20 protein-coding genes and 1 pseudogene are annotated in these 18,320 nt (G+C 71.0%); 11 read left to right on the top strand and 10 right to left on the bottom strand.

What is annotated here, in order from left to right; translation table 11 throughout:
- Positions 1–277: 277 nt before the first annotated feature.
- A complete protein-coding gene (locus ACWCQS_RS00230; protein WP_451002398.1) occupies positions 278–1,129 on the bottom strand; it encodes an oxidoreductase in 852 nt (283 codons plus the stop codon).
- Positions 1,130–1,334: 205 nt separating this feature from the next.
- Between ACWCQS_RS00230 and ACWCQS_RS00225 the strand changes: the two genes are divergently transcribed.
- Positions 1,335–2,207, top strand: coding sequence for a helix-turn-helix transcriptional regulator (locus ACWCQS_RS00225; RefSeq protein WP_451002397.1), 873 nt, complete (start codon positions 1,335–1,337; stop codon positions 2,205–2,207).
- An 82-nt stretch (positions 2,208–2,289) separates the two neighbouring features.
- Here ACWCQS_RS00225 and ACWCQS_RS00220 read toward each other — a convergent pair whose 3' ends face one another.
- The 3 genes and pseudogenes from ACWCQS_RS00220 to sodN all read right to left on the bottom strand — a co-directional run bounded on the left by ACWCQS_RS00220 (position 2,290) and on the right by sodN (position 3,711).
- The gene (locus tag ACWCQS_RS00220) at positions 2,290–2,868 is read right to left on the bottom strand and encodes a GNAT family N-acetyltransferase (RefSeq protein WP_451002992.1); all 579 of its coding nucleotides are present in this window, start codon (positions 2,866–2,868) and stop codon (positions 2,290–2,292) included.
- A gap of 39 nt (positions 2,869–2,907) precedes the next feature.
- Positions 2,908–3,124: pseudogene (locus ACWCQS_RS00215) on the bottom strand (relaxase/mobilization nuclease domain-containing protein); the annotation flags it as partial.
- Positions 3,125–3,315: 191 nt separating this feature from the next.
- The gene (sodN, locus tag ACWCQS_RS00210) at positions 3,316–3,711 is read right to left on the bottom strand and encodes a superoxide dismutase, Ni (protein ID WP_351613554.1); all 396 of its coding nucleotides are present in this window, start codon (positions 3,709–3,711) and stop codon (positions 3,316–3,318) included.
- 145 nt (positions 3,712–3,856) lie between these two features.
- Here sodN and sodX point away from each other — a divergent pair, with 145 nt between their 5' ends.
- On the top strand, positions 3,857–4,291 hold the full coding sequence (sodX, locus tag ACWCQS_RS00205; RefSeq protein WP_451002991.1) for a nickel-type superoxide dismutase maturation protease: 435 nt from the start codon (positions 3,857–3,859) through the stop codon (positions 4,289–4,291).
- Here the strand turns inward: sodX and ACWCQS_RS00200 are convergent.
- Positions 4,195–4,824 (bottom strand): CGNR zinc finger domain-containing protein, encoded by a 630-nt coding sequence (locus ACWCQS_RS00200; protein ID WP_451002396.1) that lies wholly within the window; start codon positions 4,822–4,824, stop codon positions 4,195–4,197. The two genes, sodX and ACWCQS_RS00200, sit on opposite strands and share 97 nt — an antisense overlap.
- Positions 4,825–4,921: 97 nt before the next feature.
- On the opposite strand from ACWCQS_RS00200, the gene ACWCQS_RS00195 reads away from it, so the two are divergent.
- On the top strand, positions 4,922–5,680 hold the full coding sequence (locus ACWCQS_RS00195) for a class I SAM-dependent methyltransferase (RefSeq protein ID WP_451002395.1): 759 nt from the start codon (positions 4,922–4,924) through the stop codon (positions 5,678–5,680).
- A 21-nt stretch (positions 5,681–5,701) separates the two neighbouring features.
- On the top strand, positions 5,702–5,848 hold the full coding sequence (locus tag ACWCQS_RS00190; protein WP_451002394.1) for a hypothetical protein: 147 nt from the start codon (positions 5,702–5,704) through the stop codon (positions 5,846–5,848).
- A gap of 75 nt (positions 5,849–5,923) precedes the next feature.
- On the opposite strand, the gene ACWCQS_RS00185 is transcribed toward ACWCQS_RS00190, so the two are convergent.
- Genes ACWCQS_RS00185 through ACWCQS_RS00175 form a run of 3 tightly spaced genes read right to left on the bottom strand, consistent with a single transcriptional unit; the run spans position 5,924 to position 8,681 of the window.
- Positions 5,924–6,730, bottom strand: a complete 807-nt coding sequence (locus ACWCQS_RS00185; RefSeq protein WP_451002393.1) for an amino acid ABC transporter ATP-binding protein — start codon at positions 6,728–6,730, stop codon at positions 5,924–5,926.
- A complete protein-coding gene (locus ACWCQS_RS00180; protein ID WP_388620763.1) occupies positions 6,727–7,677 on the bottom strand; it encodes an amino acid ABC transporter permease in 951 nt (316 codons plus the stop codon). The genes ACWCQS_RS00185 and ACWCQS_RS00180 overlap by 4 nt, the downstream gene beginning before the upstream one ends.
- Positions 7,678–7,724: 47 nt before the next feature.
- Entirely contained in the window at positions 7,725–8,681 is a 957-nt protein-coding gene (locus tag ACWCQS_RS00175) for an ABC transporter substrate-binding protein (protein WP_450981190.1), read from the bottom strand.
- A 555-nt stretch (positions 8,682–9,236) separates the two neighbouring features.
- Here ACWCQS_RS00175 and ACWCQS_RS00170 point away from each other — a divergent pair.
- From ACWCQS_RS00170 to ACWCQS_RS00155, 4 genes are all read left to right on the top strand, one after another.
- On the top strand, positions 9,237–10,460 hold the full coding sequence (locus ACWCQS_RS00170) for an NAD(P)-dependent malic enzyme (RefSeq protein WP_451002392.1): 1,224 nt from the start codon (positions 9,237–9,239) through the stop codon (positions 10,458–10,460).
- Positions 10,461–10,675: 215 nt separating this feature from the next.
- Positions 10,676–11,641, top strand: a complete 966-nt coding sequence (locus tag ACWCQS_RS00165) for a zinc-binding dehydrogenase (protein ID WP_451002391.1) — start codon at positions 10,676–10,678, stop codon at positions 11,639–11,641.
- Between the two features lie 114 nt (positions 11,642–11,755).
- Complete coding sequence (locus ACWCQS_RS00160; protein WP_018571396.1) at positions 11,756–11,965, top strand: helix-turn-helix domain-containing protein; 210 nt, start codon at positions 11,756–11,758, stop codon at positions 11,963–11,965.
- Positions 11,965–12,528, top strand: coding sequence for a Clp protease N-terminal domain-containing protein (locus tag ACWCQS_RS00155; RefSeq protein ID WP_451002390.1), 564 nt, complete (start codon positions 11,965–11,967; stop codon positions 12,526–12,528). Before ACWCQS_RS00160 ends, ACWCQS_RS00155 begins: the two co-directional genes overlap by 1 nt.
- 116 nt (positions 12,529–12,644) lie before the next feature.
- Here the strand turns inward: ACWCQS_RS00155 and ACWCQS_RS00150 are convergent, their stop codons facing one another.
- Together ACWCQS_RS00150 and ACWCQS_RS00145 are read right to left on the bottom strand one after the other, a co-directional pair.
- A complete protein-coding gene (locus ACWCQS_RS00150; protein ID WP_451002389.1) occupies positions 12,645–13,688 on the bottom strand; it encodes a PadR family transcriptional regulator in 1,044 nt (347 codons plus the stop codon).
- A 1-nt stretch (position 13,689) separates the two neighbouring features.
- A complete protein-coding gene (locus tag ACWCQS_RS00145) occupies positions 13,690–14,709 on the bottom strand; it encodes a DUF4097 family beta strand repeat-containing protein (protein WP_451002388.1) in 1,020 nt (339 codons plus the stop codon).
- 660 nt (positions 14,710–15,369) lie between these two features.
- On the opposite strand from ACWCQS_RS00145, the gene ACWCQS_RS00140 reads away from it, so the two are divergent.
- From ACWCQS_RS00140 to ACWCQS_RS00130, 3 genes are all read left to right on the top strand, one after another.
- Complete coding sequence (locus ACWCQS_RS00140; RefSeq protein WP_003992906.1) at positions 15,370–15,549, top strand: DUF6104 family protein; 180 nt, start codon at positions 15,370–15,372, stop codon at positions 15,547–15,549.
- A 96-nt stretch (positions 15,550–15,645) separates the two neighbouring features.
- Positions 15,646–16,059 (top strand): CU044_2847 family protein, encoded by a 414-nt coding sequence (locus tag ACWCQS_RS00135; protein ID WP_451002387.1) that lies wholly within the window; start codon positions 15,646–15,648, stop codon positions 16,057–16,059.
- Positions 16,056–18,245 (top strand): VMAP-C domain-containing protein, encoded by a 2,190-nt coding sequence (locus ACWCQS_RS00130; protein ID WP_451002386.1) that lies wholly within the window; start codon positions 16,056–16,058, stop codon positions 18,243–18,245. Before ACWCQS_RS00135 ends, ACWCQS_RS00130 begins: the two co-directional genes overlap by 4 nt.
- Positions 18,246–18,320 lie beyond the last annotated feature (75 nt).

Below are 18,320 nucleotides of genomic sequence, written 5' to 3'. Positions count from 1 at the left end.
CAAGCAGTCGATCGCCTCGATCCGCGCCGCAGCGAGACTGCCGGCGACGGCGTGTCCTGGACCGCGCCCCACACCGCCCTCATGGACGCCGCCGATACGGCCCTGGGCACTGTCAGACAGGCCCTGGCTCGAGTTTTGACCTCCCCCGGTTACGAGGGGTGCTGGGCGGCGTGAACGGCTACGAGCAGGGCCGGCTGTGGTGGACCAAGAGCGGGCCGGCTTGGTGATGACGGCCGCCGGTCGAGGCCCCGCGCTGGGGGCCCGACAGCGAGTGACGTCAGGCGGACCGGCTGACGTCGTCGAAGTCGGTGGAGGCCGACAGCTCGGCCCATGCCAGCATGTCGCGCTCGAAGGCGTCGCGTCCGGCCCGGACGAGGCGAAGCGCGTCGGTGCCGAGCAGCAGGCGCGTCGGCGGCTGGTCGGCCGCCACGATGCGCAGCACCGCGGCCGCGGCCTTGTCCGGGTCGCCCGGCTGGCGCCCACTGCCGTGGATGCGCCGGGCGCGCAGCGGCTCGAACAGCTCGTCGTAGTCGGCGATCACACGGGGTGCGCGGACCATCGAGCGGCCGGCCCAGTCGGTCCGGAAACTGCCCGGCTCGACGGCGGTGACATGGATGCCGAAATCGGCGACCTCCTTGCCGAGCGTTTCGAGGATGCCCTCCACCGCGAACTTGCTGCCGTGGTAGAAGCTGAGGCCCGGCATGGTGATCAGCCCGCCCATCGAGGTGACGGCGATGATGTGGCCCGAACGGCGCTTTCGCATGTGCGGCAGCACGGCCTTGATCACCGCCACGGTTCCGTAGACGTTCACCTCGAACTGACGGCGAAGGTCATCCATCGACGACTCCTCGAAGAGGCCATCATGGCCGTACCCGGCGTTGGCGACGAGTACGTCGACCGGGCCCAGATCGCGCTCGGTCTCGTCCACGACCGTCCCCACCGCGACATGGTCGGTCACGTCCAGGATGCGGGCGTGAGCGTCGCCGGCGAGCGCCTCAAAGGCCCGTGCGTCGGTGGGCGTGCGCACCGTGCCCACCACCCGGTGGCCCGCGGCCAGCGCCGCGCGCGCGAGTGCGCGGCCAAGGCCGGTGCTGACGCCGGTGATCAGGAATGTCTTGGTGTCCGACACTGGAGTTCCCTTCGTGCGATGCGAACAGGGGCCGACCGGGGCGGCCCGGCCCCGGTCGGTCTCGACACGTTCCACTTCAGCACCGGAATCGGCTGCTGATCGACTTCCGGGGGGTCCGCTTCGCCCCGGGGACAGCCGGACCGAGGGACTGCCAGTCCCCCTTTCGCGGGCCGTTCAGGCGCTCTTGGGCCCTATCGTGAACGGCATGGACCGCAACACAGCTCTCGGTGAGTTCCTCCGCTCTCGGCGGGCACGGATCACCCCGCGCCAGGCGGGCTTGTCCGACGACGGCGGCTCCCGGCGAGTGCCAGGACTGCGCCGCGAAGAGATCGCGCAACTGGCGGGCGTGAGCGTCGACTACTACGTACGCCTGGAACGCGGACGCCGACTGAACGTCTCCGAGACCGTGCTGGACGCCATCTCCCGCGCGCTACGCCTCGATCCCGTCGAACGCGCCCATCTGTTCCAGCTCGCCAAGCCCGCCGCAGGCAGGCCCCGCCGCACGGCGACGCGTCCGCAGCCGGTCCGCCCGGGGCTGCGCGACCTGCTCCGGATCCTCGAGCACACCCCCGCCCTTGTGCTGGGGCGGCGACTGGACGTACTTGCGTCCAACCGGATGGCACGTGCGCTGCTCACCGACTTCGACACGCTGCCGCACCGCGAGCGGAACCTGGTGCGGTTCATGTTCTGCGACGAGACCGCCCGCTCGCTGTACACCCACTGGGACACCCACGCCCAGGACATCGTCGCCTCACTCCGGCGCGACGCCGGACGCCATCCCCACGATCCGCTGCTGGCCGAACTCGTCGGCGAACTCTCGATCACGGATGAGGACTTCCGCCGCTGGTGGGCCGACCAGAACGTGTTTCGGCACACGCATGGCAGCAAACACTTCCACCACCCGATCGTCGGCCCGCTCACCCTCAACTACGAGTCCCTCACCCTGCCCGCCGACCCGGACCAGCGACTGAGTGTCTACACCGCCGAGGCAGGCTCCAGCTCCGAAGAGGCGCTTCGGCTACTGGCCGCGTGGATACGGCAGCCCGAGACCTCGCACGGCCAGCACGCAGATCATTAGACGCCCGCCGGTCCGCGTGGAGCGGTCGGCGCAGTGACCAGCTGCTTGGGGGCAGCCGATACCGGGTGCCGAGCGACGGAGCTCAGTGGGCGGGAACCGGCTCGGACGACGGCTGCCACTCCCGCCTGATCAGCCCGTAGACCCACGAGTCGGAGACCTCGCCGTTGACGACGCAGTCTTCCCGCAACGTCCCCTCACGCACGAAGCCGAGCTTCTCCAGCACGCGGGCAGAAGCCACGTTGCGCGTATCGGTCTCAGCTTGGACGCGATTCAGGTCCAGCGTGTCGAATGCCCACCGCAGCAGAGCGCGCGCGGCCTCGGTCGCGTAGCCGTGGCCCCACGCTGCATCGTCGAAGCAGTAGCCAAGCGAAGCGCTGCGGTAGTCCGGATTCCAGCTGTTCAGGCTGCACCAGCCGATGAACGCCCCGTCGGAGACACGATCTACGGCCAGCCGCGCCCCCGTGCCCTCCTGTGCCATCTGCCGGCAAGCCGTGATGAACTTCTCGGCGCGCACGCGTTCGCTCCACGGTGGCGCGTCCCAGTAGCGCAGCACGTAGGCGCTGCTGTGCAGTGCGAAGAGGTCGTTCGCATCCGCGTCATCGAAGGCACGCAGTCGAAGGCGAGCGGTGTGCAACGAGGGGGTGGGCAGCGACGTCCTCATGTTCCCTCCCCTGATCGGTGGGCGATCAATCAGACATCCGATGCGGGTCACTCGCAATGGGTTTTCTCGGTGCGGGGCCTGCGCGGAACGGCTGGCGGTTGTGGCGCCTGGAGCACGGCGGGCAAGGTCCGCCAAGACCGGGCTGGCGGCCTGCCGGTGCCCGCCTGCAAGTGGCAGAACGCCTCCTCGGCCGCTGCGGCTGTGCGTGGCCGCGCTGCTCGTGCCACTTGGCGGCGGCGCGGGCCAAGTGCAGCGTCAAGCAGGTCGAGCCGGTTCTCGGCCGTGCGTTCGCCGTCGTCACGCCGCGGAGCCGGGCCCGCCTGTGGCCGGGTGAAAAAGACCGCACCCGGGCCGTCAGGGGCGCCGTGCTCGGCGGCCTGGGGACCGGGTGCGGGCAGGGAGATACTGCGATGAAAGAAACCGCAGGTCAGAAGGTCTGAGTGAAGATCAGGCCTTCTTGGTCTCCCAGAAGATCTTGTCGATCTGGGCGATGTAGTCCAGCGCCTTCTGGCCCGTCGCCGGGTCGGTGGACGCCTTGGCGGCCGAGAGGGCCTTCAGGGTGTCGTTGACCAGCTGGTGCAGCTCCGGGTACTTCTCGAAGTGCGGGGCCTTGAAGTAGTCGCTCCAGAGCACGGAGACGTGGTGCTTCGCGAGCTCCGCGCGCTGCTCCTTGATGACGGTGGCACGCGCCTGGTAGTGGGGGTCGTCGTTGCCGGCCATCTTGTCCTGGATGGCCTTCACCGACTCCGCCTCGATGCGGGCCTGGGCCGGGTCGTACACGCCGCAGGGCAGGTCGCAGTGGGCGCTGACCTTGACCTTGGGGGCAAACAGGCGGGAAAGCATGGAGCATTCCTTCCTCGTGATCGTCTTCTCAGGTGCGACATTACTCCCTGAGGAAGGCGATTTCTCGGGTGCCCCCTAGGGCTTAGGACAAAAGTCCAGGGTCAGACTGAGACTGGTGGAGGAACGGACCGGGGAGGTGCCGGGGATGCCGGAGCTGTCGCAGGAGACCGAGCGGGGGAGGGCCGTGGCGCCCTTCGGAGTGGCGGAAGTGACCGGGCCGTCCATGGTGCCCACGCTCCTTCACGGGGACCGGCTGCTGGTGCGGTACGGCGCGTCGGTCCGGGCGGGGGACGTCGTCGTCCTGCGGCATCCGTTCCAGCAGGACCTGCTCGTCGTCAAGCGTGCCGTGGAGCGGCGCGACGGCGGCTGGTGGGTGCTCGGGGACAACCCCTACGCGGGCGGGGACAGCACGGACTACGGGGTTGTACCCGATGAGCTGATCCTCGGCCGCGCCCGCGTCCGGTACCGGCCGCTGCCCGCCGGTCAGCGCTCGCCGCTGACGCTGGTGCGCTGGGCGCTCTCGGCGGCGAGGCCGCTGCTGCCCGACCGGTCGGCCTCCAGGCGCTTGCGGGCCCGGTAGGCGGCCACGTTCGCGCGGGTCGCGCAGCGGTCGGAGCAGTAGCGCCGCGAGCGGTTGGTGGAGGTGTCCAGGTAGGCGTTGCGGCAGGGGGCCGCCTCGCACAGGCCCAGGCGGTCCACGCCGTACTCCGTCAGGTGGAAGGCCAGGCCCATGGCTGCGATCGCCGCGTAGCCCGCCGTGGCGTTCGACGGGTGGTCGGCCAGGTGCATGTGCCACAGCGGGCGGCCGTCCTCGTCGCGGTGGTCGTGGCCGGAGATCTGCGGCGACACCGGGAACTCCAGCAGCAGGGAGTTCAGCAGGTCCACGGCCAGCGTCTCGTCGCCCTTGTCAGCCGCCTCGAAGACCGCGCGAAGTCGCGCCCGCACCGAGCGGAAGCGCGTGACATCGGCGTCGGTGGCGCGGCGGGCCGCCGACGCGTTGACGCCGAAGAGGTCGCGGACGGCCTCGACCGAGGTCAGCGAGTCCTTGCCCCGGGCCGGTTCCTCGCTGTTGACGAGACGGACGGCGTAATCCGAGTAATAGGCCAGTTCCACTTGTAGTCCTTACGGGGGCGCTCTATGGTCGTGTCTGCGGTCGGGTAACAGCCGGTCGTGCTTCCAGGGTATTACGCAGATGAGGGGGACAGGCTTCATGACGACGAGCACGGGCACCGACTGGGCCGCGTGGCAGGCGAGCTGGGACCGGCAGCAGGAGTGGTACATGCCGGACCGCGAGGAACGCTTCCGGATCATGCTCGACATGGTCGAGGCGCTGGTCGGTACGGCCCCGAGGGTCCTTGACCTCGCGTGTGGCACCGGCAGCATCACCGCCCGGCTGCTGCAGCGCTTCCCGGACGCCACCAGCACCGGCGTCGACCTCGACCCGGCGCTGCTGGCCATCGCCCGCGGCACCTTCGAGGGGGACGAGCGGGTCACCTTCGTCACCGCCGACCTCAAGGACCCCGACTGGCGGGCGGAACTGCCGTACGGCTCCTACGACGCCGTCCTGACCGCGACGGCCCTGCACTGGCTGCACAGCGAACCCCTCGCGGCCCTCTACGGTCAGGTCGCGGAGCTGGTCCGCGACGGCGGTGTCTTCATGAACGCGGACCACATGATCGACGACAGCACGCCCCGGATCAACGCCGCCGAGCGCGCCCGGCGCCACGCCCGTATGGATCAGGCCAAGCGGGACGGTGTCCTGGACTGGGCCGAATGGTGGCAGCTCGCGGCCGAGGACCCGGTCCTCGCCGAGCCCACCGCCCGCCGCTTCGAGATCTACGGCGAGCACGCGGACGGGGACACGCCCTCGGCCGCCTGGCACGCCCGCACCCTGCTGGCGCAGGGCTTCGCCGAGGCCCGGCCGGTGTGGTGCTCGCCGTCGGACACGCTGCTGCTCGCCCTCAAGTAGCGGCCGGCGACTCCGCACGCCTTGTCGAGGGCCGACGCAGCGAAGGTGCCCGGCGGCCTGCTGTCCATCTGGCTCACGCCCGAGCAGAAGCTCACCCGGCCGTCGACCTTCCCGCTGACCCGGGCACAGCTGCGCGAACTGGCGCTGAAGCCGCGGCTGCTGCCGTAGCCGGGCGGCTGTTGTAGCGGGGCACGCGAAAGGGGCGGTACGAGGATGTCGTACCGCCCCTTGCCGCGCGTGCCGTTACAGCACCTTGGACAGGAACGACTGCGTCCGCTCGTGCTGAGGGTTCGTCAGGACCTCGCGGGGATGGCCCGATTCGACCACCACGCCCTCGTCCATGAACACCAGACTGTCGCCCACCTCGCGGGCGAAGCCCATCTCGTGGGTGACGACGACCATGGTCATACCGGACTGGGCGAGGTCCCGCATGACGTCCAGGACGTCGCCGACCAGCTCCGGGTCCAGGGCCGAGGTCGGCTCGTCGAACAGCATCAGCTTCGGGTCCATCGCGAGGGCCCGGGCGATCGCCACCCGCTGCTGCTGGCCGCCGGAGAGCTGCGAGGGGTAGTGCCCGGCCCGGTCGGCCAGGCCGACCCGCTCCAGCAGCTGCATGGCCCGCTCCCGGGCCTGCGCCTTGCTCACGCCCTTGACCTGCACCGGCGCCTCGATGACGTTCTCCAGCGCCGTCATGTGCGGGAACAGGTTGAAGCGCTGGAAGACCATGCCGATGTCCCGGCGCTTGCGCGCGACCTCGCTGTCCTTCAGCTCGTACAGCTTGTCGCCCTTCTGGCGGTAGCCGACCAGCTCGCCGTCGACGTACAGCCGGCCGGCGTTGATCTTCTCCAGGTGGTTGATGCAGCGCAGGAACGTCGACTTGCCGGAGCCGGAGGGGCCGATCAGGCAGAACACCTCACCCGGCCTCACCTCCAGGTCGATGCCCTTGAGCACCTCGACATGGCCGAAGGACTTGTGCACGCCCTGCGCCCTGACCATCGGGACCGTGGCCTCGGCCGGGGTGTCCGGCGTCTTGCTGAGCTTGTCGGTCATGCCGTCACCTTCCTGCTGGAGAAGGTCGTCAGATGTCCCTTGACCTTCTGCCACGGGGTCGGCGGGAGACTGCGGCTGGAACCGCGGGCGTAGTAGCGCTCGATGTAGTACTGGCCGACGCTCAGCACCGAGGTCATGATCAGGTACCAGGCCGCGGCGAGGAAGTACATCTCCACCGGGGCGCCAGAGTTCTGGCCGATGTCCTGGGCGTAGCGGAACAGCTCGGGATACTGGACGGCCGCCACGAGCGAGGTCGTCTTCAGCATGTTGATGACCTCGTTGCCGGTCGGCGGCACGATCACCCGCATCGCCTGCGGGATGATCACCCGGCGCAGGGTCTTGCTGTGGCTCATGCCCAGCGCGTGGGCCGCCTCGGTCTGGCCCTCGTCCACCGCGAGCAGGCCCGCCCGGCAGATCTCGGCCATGTACGCCGCCTCGTTCAGACCCAGGCCGAGCAGCGCCGTCAGCAGCGGCGTCATGAAGTTCGACCAGTAGTCCTTGTAGAACGGCATCAGGTTGATGTACTCGAAGACCAGGCCCAGGTTGAACCACAGGAACAGCTGGACCAGGACCGGCGTGCCGCGGAAGAACCAGATGTAGAACCAGGCGATCGACGAGGTCACCGGGTTCTTCGACAGCCGCATCACCGCGAGGACGATGCCGAGGACGATGCCGATCAGCATCGACAGGACCGTGAGCAGCAGGGTCTTGCCGACACCGGTCATGATCCGGTGGTCGAAGAAGTACTCCGGCACCGCATGCCAGTTGATCTTGCCCTGGCTGAAGGCGTAGATGATCGCCACGAGGATGCCGATGGCGACGAGGGCGGATATGTACCGCCCGTAGTGCCGGACCGGGATGGCCCTGATGGCCTCCGGGCCGTCGGCCGGGAGAGCGGGCGCGTCCTCCCCGGCGCCCTCTCCGGCCGTCTTCTCGATGTCAGTCACGGGTGTTGCCTCTCAGTGGCCGCTTCTGCTTCTGCTGCTTCCGCGGGTCACTTGCCGCCGTTGATCACGGACTCCTTGACGGCGCCGTCCTGGGCGCCCCACTTCTGGAGGATCTTCGCGTACTCGCCGTTCTTGATGATCGCGTTCATCGCGGCCTGCAGCGCGTCGCGCAGCTGGGTGTCCTTCTTGGCCACGGCGATGCCGTACGGGGCCGCCTCGACCTGCTGGCCGACGATCTGGAAGTCCTTGCCGCCGCCGGAGGTCTTCACCGCGTACGCGGCGACCGGGAAGTCGGAGGAGGCCGCGTCCACACCGCCCGAGCGCAGCCGGGTCTGGGACTGCTGGTCGTCGTCGAACGGCTCGATGGTGAGCTTCTTGCCGCTCGGACACTTCTTGGCCTCCTGCTTGGCCAGGTCCTCCGAGACGGTGCCGCGCTCCACGGCGATCTTCTTGCCGCACAGGTCCGACCAGCCGTTGATGCCCTGGGTGTCGCCCTTGCGGGTGTAGATGGAGACGCCGGCGGTCAGGTAGTCGACGAAGTCGACGCCCTCGCCGACCTTCTTGCCCGTGTCCGGGTCGACGCCCTCCTGGCGGTTCTTGTTGTCGGTCATGGCCGACATGGCTATGTCGTAGCGGCCCGAGCGCAGACCGGTGAGCAGGGCGTCGAACGTGCCGTTCTGAAAGTCCAGCGTCACGCCGAGCTGCTTGCCCATGGCCGCCGCGAGGTCCGGGTCCAGGCCGACGGCCTTGCCGGAGGAGTCCTTGAACTCCACCGGGGCGTACGCGATGTCCGAACCGACCTCGATCTTGCCCTTGTCCCGGATCTCCTTGGGGAGCTTGTCGGCCAGCGGGGCGCTGCTGACGGAAGCGCCGGAGTCCTTGCTCTTGTCCTTGGTCTGGTCACCGCAGCCGGTGAGCAGCAGGGCGCCCGCGACCGCGATCGCACCGGCCGCTGCCAGACGGGAGCGTGCGGCGGTCGTACGACGGGTGGAGCTTGCGGTCATCGTGGTACCTCCGGCGGGTGGGAAAGGTGCCGATGGGTCAGCGAGAACACACACCTTCGGGTGTCGCGACCTCGTGGGTTTACGGCATCTTGCCATTCGGACTACGCCGTTCAGGGGTGCGGCCATGTCAAAATCGGATAACGGGTCACCCCCGAACCGCATCAGGTCGGTACATCCTTGGTAGTTCACCACCGAACCATCTGCGGGAATCCAGCATTCCGGCCGGAAAATCTTCGGCGCGTCTCACGATGTGGTCGCCGCGGGCGCCGGTCCACCAGCGTCTTCGCACGCCCCGCGCGGTTGTCAGCCGCGCGTCATTCAGGTGTGGCTTTCTGGTTCCGAGATGTGACCTTGCACCTAATGGACTCGTCGTGGGCACCGTCCGTCCGGTAAGAAGGTTCTTTACACCCCTCATCCGGGGCTCAGGGCGCGTGTGCGGCGCGCCCGTCGCGTATGGCCCGTACGTATCAGCAATCGGGCGGTGCGCGGTGCCCGCCCACCCCTCACCAGGAGTGGTCGACCCTCAAACCATGCATACCTAAGGGGTAAAACGAAGTGGCAGCGGAGATCGTCAATCCTCGCAGCGACAGCAATACGGACCAGGACGGCGGGGCCGAGCCCCTCGATTCCTTCGATCCGGTGTTCGCGCTGCACCGCGGCGGCAAGATGGCCGTGCAGGCCACCGTGCCAGTCCGTGACAAGGACGACCTTTCCCTCGCGTACACGCCCGGCGTCGCTCGCGTGTGCACCGCGATCGCGGAACAGCCGGAGCTGGTCAACGACTACACATGGAAGTCCTCCGTGGTCGCCGTCGTCACCGACGGTACGGCCGTGCTCGGACTCGGGGACATCGGTCCCGAGGCCTCCCTCCCCGTGATGGAGGGCAAGGCGATCCTGTTCAAGCAGTTCGGCGGCGTCGACGCGGTGCCGATCGCGCTCGACTGCACCGACGTGGACGACATCGTCGAGACCGTCGTCCGGCTCGCCCCGTCCTTCGGCGGAGTGAACCTGGAGGACATCTCGGCGCCCCGGTGCTTCGAGATCGAGCGCCGGCTCCAGGAGCGCCTGGACATCCCGGTCTTCCACGACGACCAGCACGGTACGGCCGTCGTGACGCTCGCGGCGCTGCGGAACGCGGCGCGGCTCAGCGGGCGGGAGATCGGGCAGCTGCGGGCCGTCATCTCGGGCGCCGGCGCGGCCGGTGTGGCCATCGCCAAGATGCTGGTCGAGGCCGGCATCGGGGACGTGGCCGTGGCGGACCGCAAGGGCGTCGTGTCGGCCGACCGGGAGGACCTGACCCCGGTCAAGCGGGAGCTCGCGGGCTTCACCAACAAGGCCGGCATCTCGGGCTCGCTGGAGGACGCCCTCGCGGGCGCGGACGTCTTCATCGGCGTCTCCGGCGGTACGGTCCCGGAGGAGGCCGTGGCCTCCATGGCCAAGGGCGCCTTCGTGTTCGCGATGGCCAACCCGAACCCCGAGGTGCACCCGGAGGTCGCGCACAAGTACGCGGCCGTGGTGGCGACCGGGCGGTCCGACTTCCCGAACCAGATCAACAACGTGCTGGCGTTCCCGGGCATCTTCGCGGGCGCGCTGCAGGTGCGGGCCACTCGGATCACCGAGGGGATGAAGATCGCCGCGGCGGAGGCGCTCGCCGCGGTGGTCGGCGACGATCTCGCCGCTGACTATGTGATCCCCTCGCCGTTCGACGAGCGGGTCGCTCCTGCGGTCACGGCGGCGGTTGCGGCTGCCGCGCGGGCCGAGGGCGTTGCTCGTCGTTGACGTCGCGCTGAATGGCCCCGCCCGTCCGGGCGGGGCCATTTTTTCCACCCGCCCGCCCGACTCGGGTGGTGCAAGGGTGCCGAGGGGGACTCGGTGCTGAAGAGGTGCCCCGCGGTGGCGCCGGCCTGCGCCGCATGGGTGGCCCTGCGCAAGAGGGCATGTGTCACAGGTCCGCACTGTTCCGTCGGCTGATCAACGCACCTATCGTCGGCTGCATGTTCGCTGTCTACGCCGCCCGAATCGACCGCGACCAGCCGCTCACCGGCCTGGAGTTGGGGGAGCGTCCGGCTCCCGAGGCCCGGCCCGGCTGGAGCACCGTCACGGTGCGTGCCGCCTCCCTCAACCACCACGACCTCTGGTCCCTGCGGGGCGTCGGCCTCCCGGAGGACCGGCTGCCGATGATCCTCGGCTGTGACGCCGCCGGTGTCGACGAGGACGGCAACGAGGTCGTCCTGCACTCCGTCATCGGCCAGACGGGTTACGGCGTCGGCCCCGACGAGCCGCGCTCCATCCTCACCGAGCGCTACCAGGGCACCTTCGCCGAGCAGGTCGCCGTGCCGACCTGGAACGTGCTGCCCAAGCCCAAGGAGCTGTCCTTCGCCGAGGCGGCCTGTCTGCCGACGGCCTGGCTGACGGCGTACCGGATGCTGTTCACCAACGCCGGAGTACGGCCCGGCGACTCGGTCCTCGTGCAGGGCGCGGGCGGCGGTGTCGCCACGGCCGCGATCGTGCTCGGCAGGGCGGCGGGGCTGCGCGTCTTCGCGACCAGCCGGGACGAGGCCAAGCGGAAGCGGGCGGTGGAGCTGGGGGCCGTGGAGGCGGTGGAGCCGGGGGCCCGGCTGCCGCAGCGGGTGGACGCCGTGATCGAGACCGTGGGCGCCGCCACCTGGTCCCACTCGGTGAAGTCGCTGCGGCCCGGCGGCACGATCGTCATCTCCGGTGCCACCAGCGGGGACCGGCCCTCGCACGCCGAGCTGACCCGGATCTTCTTCCTGGAGCTGAAGGTCGTCGGCTCCACCATGGGCACCAAGGAGGAACTGGAGGACCTGCTCTCCTTCTGCGCCGCGACCGGGGTGCGGCCGGTCATCGACGAGGAACTGCCGTTGGACCGCGCCCGCGAGGGCTTCGAGCGGCTCGCGTCGGGGGAGCACTTCGGGAAGATCGTGCTCACCAACTCCTGAGGTCCTTCGGGAGGGTGGTCGTCGGGCGGGTCCGGGTGTCCGGGCCCGCCCTTTCCCGTGCCGCGCATGTCAACTTGGGTTGACGTGGGGCGCTTGTCAATGTAGGTTGACATCATGACCGAGGCAACCGATCTCGCCGAGCGTGCCGGCGACCGTGATCCGCGGGTCGGACTGCGGGCCGTGGCCGCGCTGCGCAGGCTGCTGGAGCAGCTGGAGGCGGTACAGGTGCGCAGTGCGCGCAATCAGGGCTGGTCGTGGCAGGAGATCGCGGCGGAGCTCGGAGTCAGCAGGCAGGCCGTGCACAAGAAGTACGGGAGGCAGTGATGTTCGAACGCTTCACCAAGGACGCCCGTGAGGTCGTGAAGGGAGCGTTCGTCCACTGCGAACGCTCGGGTGAAGAGACCGTCGGTGCCGAGCATCTGCTGCTCGCCCTTCTCGACCGGGACGGCAGCCGGGCCTCCTTCGCGCTGGCCGCACTGGGGCTCGAAAAGCGCAAGGCGTCCGTACGGCAGGCGCTGGACGAGGCGCGGCGGCGCGGCGGGCTGTCCCGGGCCGACTCGGACGCGCTGGCGGGGCTCGGGATCGATGTGTCGGAGATCGTCGCCCGGGTCGAGGAGGTGCACGGTGTCGGGGCGATGTCCGGTGACCAGGAGGACCGCCGCCGGCCCGGGCGGCGGCCGGGCTTCGGCCGGGGCGCCAGGACCGTCCTGGAGAGGTCGCTGCGGGTCGCCGTAGGACACCGCGACCGGCACATCGGGGACGAGCACCTGCTGCTCGCCCTGACCGTCCTGCCCGGAGTGGTGGGCGAGGTGCTGGCGGACCACGGGGTGACGCACGCGTCCGTGACTCGTGTGCTGTACGGCGCGGGCGAGGCGCAGGCCGGCTGAGGCACCGGCCTGCTGAGGGGCCGGCCTGCTGCAGCGCCGCCGCGCTGAGGCGCCGGCCGGGAGAGGTGCCGGCCGCTGAGAGACAGTGGCCGGGTGCCGACCCGCTCCCGGCCCCGTCAGGCCTTCGGTGTCCGCAGGAGCGCGCCGATGTGGGCCGCCGCCGTGGACAGATGGCGGCGGGCCTCCCGGAGCTGGGTGGGGGTGACTCCGTGGTCGCGGGCCGCGTCGCGGATGTCGTCGCGGAAGCGGTCCAGGAGTCGGTCCAGGTCGCGGGCCGGTTCGCCGGTGGAGTCCTCGTGGGCCCAGGTGGGTTCGTACTCGGCCGGGAAGTCCTCCTCCGGAGAGACGTGGTGCGCGTCCGCCGGTGTGGGGGTGGGCTTCGGCGCCGGTTCCCCGGCGGTGCGGGGGGAGCCCCAGTACTTGCCGAAGTCGCCCAGCTCCCTGGTCAGTTCGGACAGGCCCTCGCGGACGCCCGTCGGCCAGTCGCCCTGGGCGAAGTGGTCCTGGACGCGGTCCTGGACCCGGCGGGCGATGCGCTGCACCTCCTCCTGCGCCTGGGCGCGCGCCCGCGCCTGCGCCTCCTGCGCCTGGTGGCGGGCCCGCTGGGCCTCCTCACGGGCCCGGCGGCTCTCGTCCTTGGCCCGGCGCGCCTGCTCCTTCCACTCCTGCTTGGCCCGGCGCATCTCCTCCTTGGCGGCCTTCCACGCCTCCTTGTCGCCCAGGTCGCCGTACTCCCCGAAGGGGCCCGCGCCGGCGCCCGCCTTCGCGCCCCGGCGGGCCTCGGAGGCGGCGGCGCGCATCTCGCGGCGCAGATCGCCGGCCGCGCCGCGCACGTCGGCCTGTATCTCGGCGGCCAGTTCGGCGACCGACTCGCGGATCTCCAGCTCCAGATCGGCCAACTCGCCGCTGCGGTCAGCCAGTTCGGCGCGGCCCGCGTCCGTGATGGCGTACACCTTGCGGCCGCCCTCGGTGGTGTGCCTGACCAGGCCCTCGGCCTCCAGCTTGGCCAGCCGGGGGTAGACCGTGCCCGCCGAAGGGGCGTACAGACCCTGGAAGCGCTCCTCGAGGAGTCTGATCACCTCATAGCCGTGGCGCGGGGCCTCGTCGAGCAGCTTGAGCAGATACAGGCGGAGGCGCCCGTGGGCGAAGACGGGGGGCATGTCAGAGCACCTTCTTGTCGGTCGTGCCGTCGGCCGGGGTGTCGGTGCCATCGGAGGCGTCGGCGCCCCGGCCGGAGACGGAATTGTCCCCCGCGGTGGCCGGGCCGCCTGCGGCGGGGGCGGTGCCGGAGTCCCGTGGGGCCGCGTAGGAGCCGGAGGGGCCGGAGGGTTCTGCGGGCCGGGCAGCCTCCCACGCGGTGTCCGTCTCGTCCTCCTCGTGCGGCGGGCGGCGCAGCAGGGCGATCGAGCCGGAGACCGTGGTGGCCCGCAGCCTGCCCGTGCCCGCGCCGAGGCGGCCGGTGATCTTGTGGGCGCCCCACTGGCCGTGCACCCGCAGTCCGTCGAAGGCGTTGGAGATCGTGCCGCTCGCGGTGTTGGCCTCCACCTCGGCGTCCGCCGGGTGGGGCAGGCGGATGGCGATCTCGCCGGAGACGGTGGTGAGGTTGACCTCCGTCGGGCCGTCCGGGTCCAGGTCGACGATCATGGAGCCGCTGACCGAGTCGGCACGGACGGAGCGGCCGGAGCCCGAGACCACCGTCAGGTCTCCCGAGACCGATTTGAACCGGAGGTCGCCGGTGACCGCCTGGGCTTCCAGGTTCCCCGACACGGTGTCCGCGCGGACCGGGCCCGAGACGCCGACCAGGGTCGTCTCGCCGGTCACTCCCTTGACCACCGCCGGGCCGCGGATGCCGGAGACGACCGCGCCGGCGCCGACCACGCCCACCTCCACGCGGGTGTCGGCGGGGACCGCCAGCGAGACGACCGCGCTGCGCCGCCAGCCCTTGCGGTCGAGCCACTTGAGGAAGCCCTTCCAGGGCAGGTCCTCGTAGGCCACCGTGAGGGTGTCGCCCTGCTGGGTGACCACCAGGGGTGGGCCTTCGATCTGCGAGATCTCGAGGCGGGCGGAACCCTCGTCCGTGCCCACCACGTTCACCGTTCCGTTGACGATGCGGACCTGGAGGTCGCTCACGCGAGTGTCGAAGGTCAGCTTCTGGGGCTCGTTGACGGACCACTCGGACATGGGAGACCTCCTAGGCCGGACACAGGGCGACACGCCATATCGCGTTCTCTAGGAAACACGATATATCGTGGCGCTTGGAAGTCAAGGCACCCTTTAGGGGGTGGCAGGGTGCTGCTGCCGGCGCACAGGCGCTGGGGATGACGGACGAGGGCGTGCGCGGATGACTGCGTGCGTCGGCGTACGGCGCCGTGTGCTGTGGCTGGGCGGGGTTCGTGGGACACCCGGTGCCGCGGCGGTCCGGGGGTCGGGTCGCTGGCCGGCACCGCCGGGTCCCGCTGCGCCCCCGTGCCGCCCCAGCGGCACGACTGCCCGCAGCTACGGCTGGGATGCAGGGGAGTGTGCGGGCAGTCAATGGGGTGGTTCGCAGCCGCGTATGGTCTTGAGTGGCGTGGCGGGTGGGCGCGGCCCTGGCGGCGCGCGTGCCGGCGGCTGTGGCGGGGGTGTGCGGGACCGTGCGGGCAGTCAGTGGGATGGTCCGCAGCTGCGTACGGTCTTGAGTGACGGTGGCGGGAGGGCGCGGCCCCGGCGGCGCGTCTGCCCGCGGCTGGGACAGGTTGCCGCGGCGCCGCCCCCGAACCCCGCGCCGCCCACCCCCAAACGTTGCATACGCTGTCTCTGTAGCCACCACCGGCATTGATGTTCACGCAGGAGACGCACCCCATGTACTTCACCGACCGCGGTATCGAGGAGTTGGAGAAGCGGCGCGGCGAGGAAGAGGTCACCTTTGAGTGGCTGGCCGAGCAGCTGCGCACGTTCGTGGATCTCAACCCCGACTTCGAGGTGCCCGTAGAGCGGCTGGCCACCTGGCTCGCCCGGCTCGACGACGAGGACGACGAGTAGCCCCCTGGAGCCCGTGGCGTACGAGCAGGTCCTCCCCCTCCCCCCTCCCCTTTCCCGGGAGTTAGCCTTCTTCTCCCATCGGCGAACGGGGGCGTCATGGCTGGCGGAGTCGAGCGGATACGGCTGGACGACGGGACCGTCGTCTGGGCCAGGATCGGGGACGGGGACGGAGACGAGGGCGGTTACGGCGAGGGGTACCGGGACACCTCGCTCGGAGATCGCGTCATCGACATGGCGGGAGGTCTCGCCGGCACGGTCGGCGGAGTCGTGCGCTCCCTGCGCGCCGGTCTGGACGCACCGGCCCCCGTCGAGGTCTCCGTCAGCTTCGGCATCGAACTGACGGCGCAGGCGGGCAAGATCGTGAGCGCCATCGCGGAGGGCGGCGGCAAGTCGTCCCTGACCGTGTCCCTGACCTGGACCGAACCGGCCACCGCGGCCGACGGCGCGGATCCCGCACAGCCCGGCGGCACGGTCGTACCGCCGCGGTCCCCGGCCTCCGGCGCCGTATGAGCGCCTTCGCCGAGATGGTGCGCCCCTCCCTCGCACGCATCGGCGCACCGGGTGACGGGTATGCAACGGACCGTGACCCGTACTGGGGATCGGGCTTCTTCATAGCCCCGGGCTGGCTGTTGACCTGCGCCCATGTCGTGGGGAAGGGGGGAGCCGAGGTGTGCCGAGGGGAGAGCGCCATGAGCGTGACCTGGCTGGAGCGCACCTTTGCCGACGGCTGGACGGAACGCACCGGCACCGGCACCGCCCGGCTCCTCGCCCCCCGTCCCGAGGCCGCGCAGGCGGTGCGTGACCGCTGGTCGTTCCCCGACCTCGCGCTCGTCCAGGTGAGCGGGGCCGACGACGTGCCCTGTCTGTGGCTGGCCGACCGGGAGGCCGGCCCCCGCACCCCCGTCGGCCTCTACGGCTGGTCCGTGCAGACCGGCGAGCTGGGCATCCGGCACGGCGACGGAGAACTCGCCGGCGCCGACGCGCGTGCCCTGCTGCTCACCGGGAGCCTGCCGGTCGGCGGGCTGTCCGGCGGCCCGGTGCTCGACCTGCGGCACGGCTCGGTCATCGGCGTGATCAAGGGACGGCGGACGGAGGACGGCGTCGCCGTCCCGGTCACCGCGCTGTCCGAACTGCTCGACCTGAGGGACGGCGGCCGCACGGTGCGCGAGGTGCTGCGCGCGCACGACCTGCACCATCTGCGCCGCCTCGAAGACACTTCCCTCTCCTCACCCTTCCCGGCGTACCCCGACTGGACCTCCTTCCAGGCCGAACTGCCCGGGCACGCGCCTTCCGTCACCGGGATCGGCGCCGAACTGCGCACCCGGCTGTACGGCCACCTCGCGCACCTGCCGCCGCCGGCCGGCGCGGGCGAGGTGGTCCACCTCGTGGAGGACGTGAAGGAGCAGGTACGCGGCGAGCGCCTGCTCTCGCTGGTGCTGCGCAATGCGCGGACCTGGCGCGAGGGCGCCGGGCTGCTGTCCGGGCTGCGCACCCTCCAGCCGGGCGGCGGCGGCACCCTGGTCGATCTGGACGCCGTGCTGCTCTACGCGGCGAAGGTCGCCCGCAGAACGGCGTGGGAGCGCGCCGACGAGGTGGACCCCGCCCGCCTCGGCGCCTTCACCTCCTGGATCGCCGGTCAGGCCGCCGGGCACCGGCACTGGGCGGTCGGCGAGGCCATCCGCGCCCTGCTGGAGGGCATCGACAGCCCTCGGGGCCCATCGGCTGCGCCCTGTGTCGGCGAGGAAGAGAGCACGGGCAGCGAGGCCGGCGAGTGGTCCGCCGTACCGCCCGACGCCCGGACCGACGTCCTGGTCAAGGTCGGCGCGCCCATGTACGACGGCCGGTATCCGTGGAGCGTGCAGCTGATCTACGACGGCCAGGACGTCACCCCGGTCGCCGCCGACGACCGGGGCGTGCCCGCCGACGAGCTGGTGCGGGCGCTGCGCGAGCCGCTGGCCCGGGCGCTGAGCCAGGGTGATCACGGCGAGCATCTGGCCGCCATCGAGGTGTTCCTGCCCCGCAGGCTGTTCGACCTGCCGGTGGACGAGTGGCAGCTGCTGCCCGAACCGCCCGGCGGGGAGGGGCCCGTGGGCGACGAGGACGCCGAGGACGAGTTCGTGGACGAGCGGGCCATGCCGCTCGGGATGCGGCGGACCGTCGTCGTCCGGGACGTGCGCCGCACCGCCCTGGCGCCCTCCCCGGAGTGGCGCCGGCGCTGGAACGGCGTGCGGAAGGGGCCGCTCACGGGCGAGACGCTGCACGGACGGCCGGCGGCCGAGGGGCATCCGCCCGGTGCCCGCCCCGGCGGCCGCTTCGCGTACTACGGCGCCCTGACCGGGATGGCCGACGGGTGCGTACCGGTGTACTGCGGGCCCGTCGGCAGCGGAGAGGGGCTGGCCGCGATGAACGACGCGCTGCGGGCCGGGCACCCGGTGGTGCTGTGGCGCCGGGACCGGCACGACCACGAGGAGTGCGGGGCCTTCCACCGGCAGGCCGCCGACCTGCTGAAGGCGGCCCGGCACGCGGGCGGGTTGCACGGTCCGATGCGTGATCTGCGCATCCGGCTCGCCGACGCGGACACCGCCCGCGGGCACGGGCTGTGCGGGAAGATCGCCGTACTCTTCGACCCGCCGGACCGGCCGCCGTTCGGCGCCGAGGCGATGCGGCCGCCGCCGCAGGCCGCGCCCGACGGCTGACCCGGTCGCGCGCGGACCCGCCGCCGGCCCGTGGACACGCCGTCAACCCACTTGATCCGCAAGGGCGTTCGTCCG

The organism is Streptomyces sp. NPDC002076 (assembly GCF_053593835.1).
Note: the sequence above shows the minus strand (reverse complement) of the source record. Positions and strands in the feature narration are given on the sequence as shown.

Excerpts from the sequence above, each read along its gene's own strand:
- ACWCQS_RS00135 (WP_451002387.1), top strand. The coding sequence starts at position 15,646 with ATGGCTGGCGGAGTCGAGCGGATACGGCTGGACGACGGGACCGTCGTC.
- sodX (WP_451002991.1), top strand. The coding sequence starts at position 3,857 with ATGCCGGAGCTGTCGCAGGAGACCGAGCGGGGGAGGGCCGTGGCGCCC.
- ACWCQS_RS00175 (WP_450981190.1), bottom strand. The coding sequence starts at position 8,681 with ATGACCGCAAGCTCCACCCGTCGTACGACCGCCGCACGCTCCCGTCTG.
- ACWCQS_RS00130 (WP_451002386.1), top strand. The coding sequence starts at position 16,056 with ATGAGCGCCTTCGCCGAGATGGTGCGCCCCTCCCTCGCACGCATCGGC.
- ACWCQS_RS00145 (WP_451002388.1), bottom strand. The coding sequence starts at position 14,709 with ATGTCCGAGTGGTCCGTCAACGAGCCCCAGAAGCTGACCTTCGACACT.
- ACWCQS_RS00160 (WP_018571396.1), top strand. The coding sequence starts at position 11,756 with ATGACCGAGGCAACCGATCTCGCCGAGCGTGCCGGCGACCGTGATCCG.
- sodN (WP_351613554.1), bottom strand. The coding sequence starts at position 3,711 with ATGCTTTCCCGCCTGTTTGCCCCCAAGGTCAAGGTCAGCGCCCACTGC.
- ACWCQS_RS00225 (WP_451002397.1), top strand. The coding sequence starts at position 1,335 with ATGGACCGCAACACAGCTCTCGGTGAGTTCCTCCGCTCTCGGCGGGCA.
- ACWCQS_RS00195 (WP_451002395.1), top strand. The coding sequence starts at position 4,922 with ATGACGACGAGCACGGGCACCGACTGGGCCGCGTGGCAGGCGAGCTGG.
- ACWCQS_RS00165 (WP_451002391.1), top strand. The coding sequence starts at position 10,676 with ATGTTCGCTGTCTACGCCGCCCGAATCGACCGCGACCAGCCGCTCACC.
- ACWCQS_RS00140 (WP_003992906.1), top strand. The coding sequence starts at position 15,370 with ATGTACTTCACCGACCGCGGTATCGAGGAGTTGGAGAAGCGGCGCGGC.
- ACWCQS_RS00155 (WP_451002390.1), top strand. The coding sequence starts at position 11,965 with ATGTTCGAACGCTTCACCAAGGACGCCCGTGAGGTCGTGAAGGGAGCG.
- ACWCQS_RS00220 (WP_451002992.1), bottom strand. The coding sequence starts at position 2,868 with ATGAGGACGTCGCTGCCCACCCCCTCGTTGCACACCGCTCGCCTTCGA.
- ACWCQS_RS00150 (WP_451002389.1), bottom strand. The coding sequence starts at position 13,688 with ATGCCCCCCGTCTTCGCCCACGGGCGCCTCCGCCTGTATCTGCTCAAG.
- ACWCQS_RS00185 (WP_451002393.1), bottom strand. The coding sequence starts at position 6,730 with ATGACCGACAAGCTCAGCAAGACGCCGGACACCCCGGCCGAGGCCACG.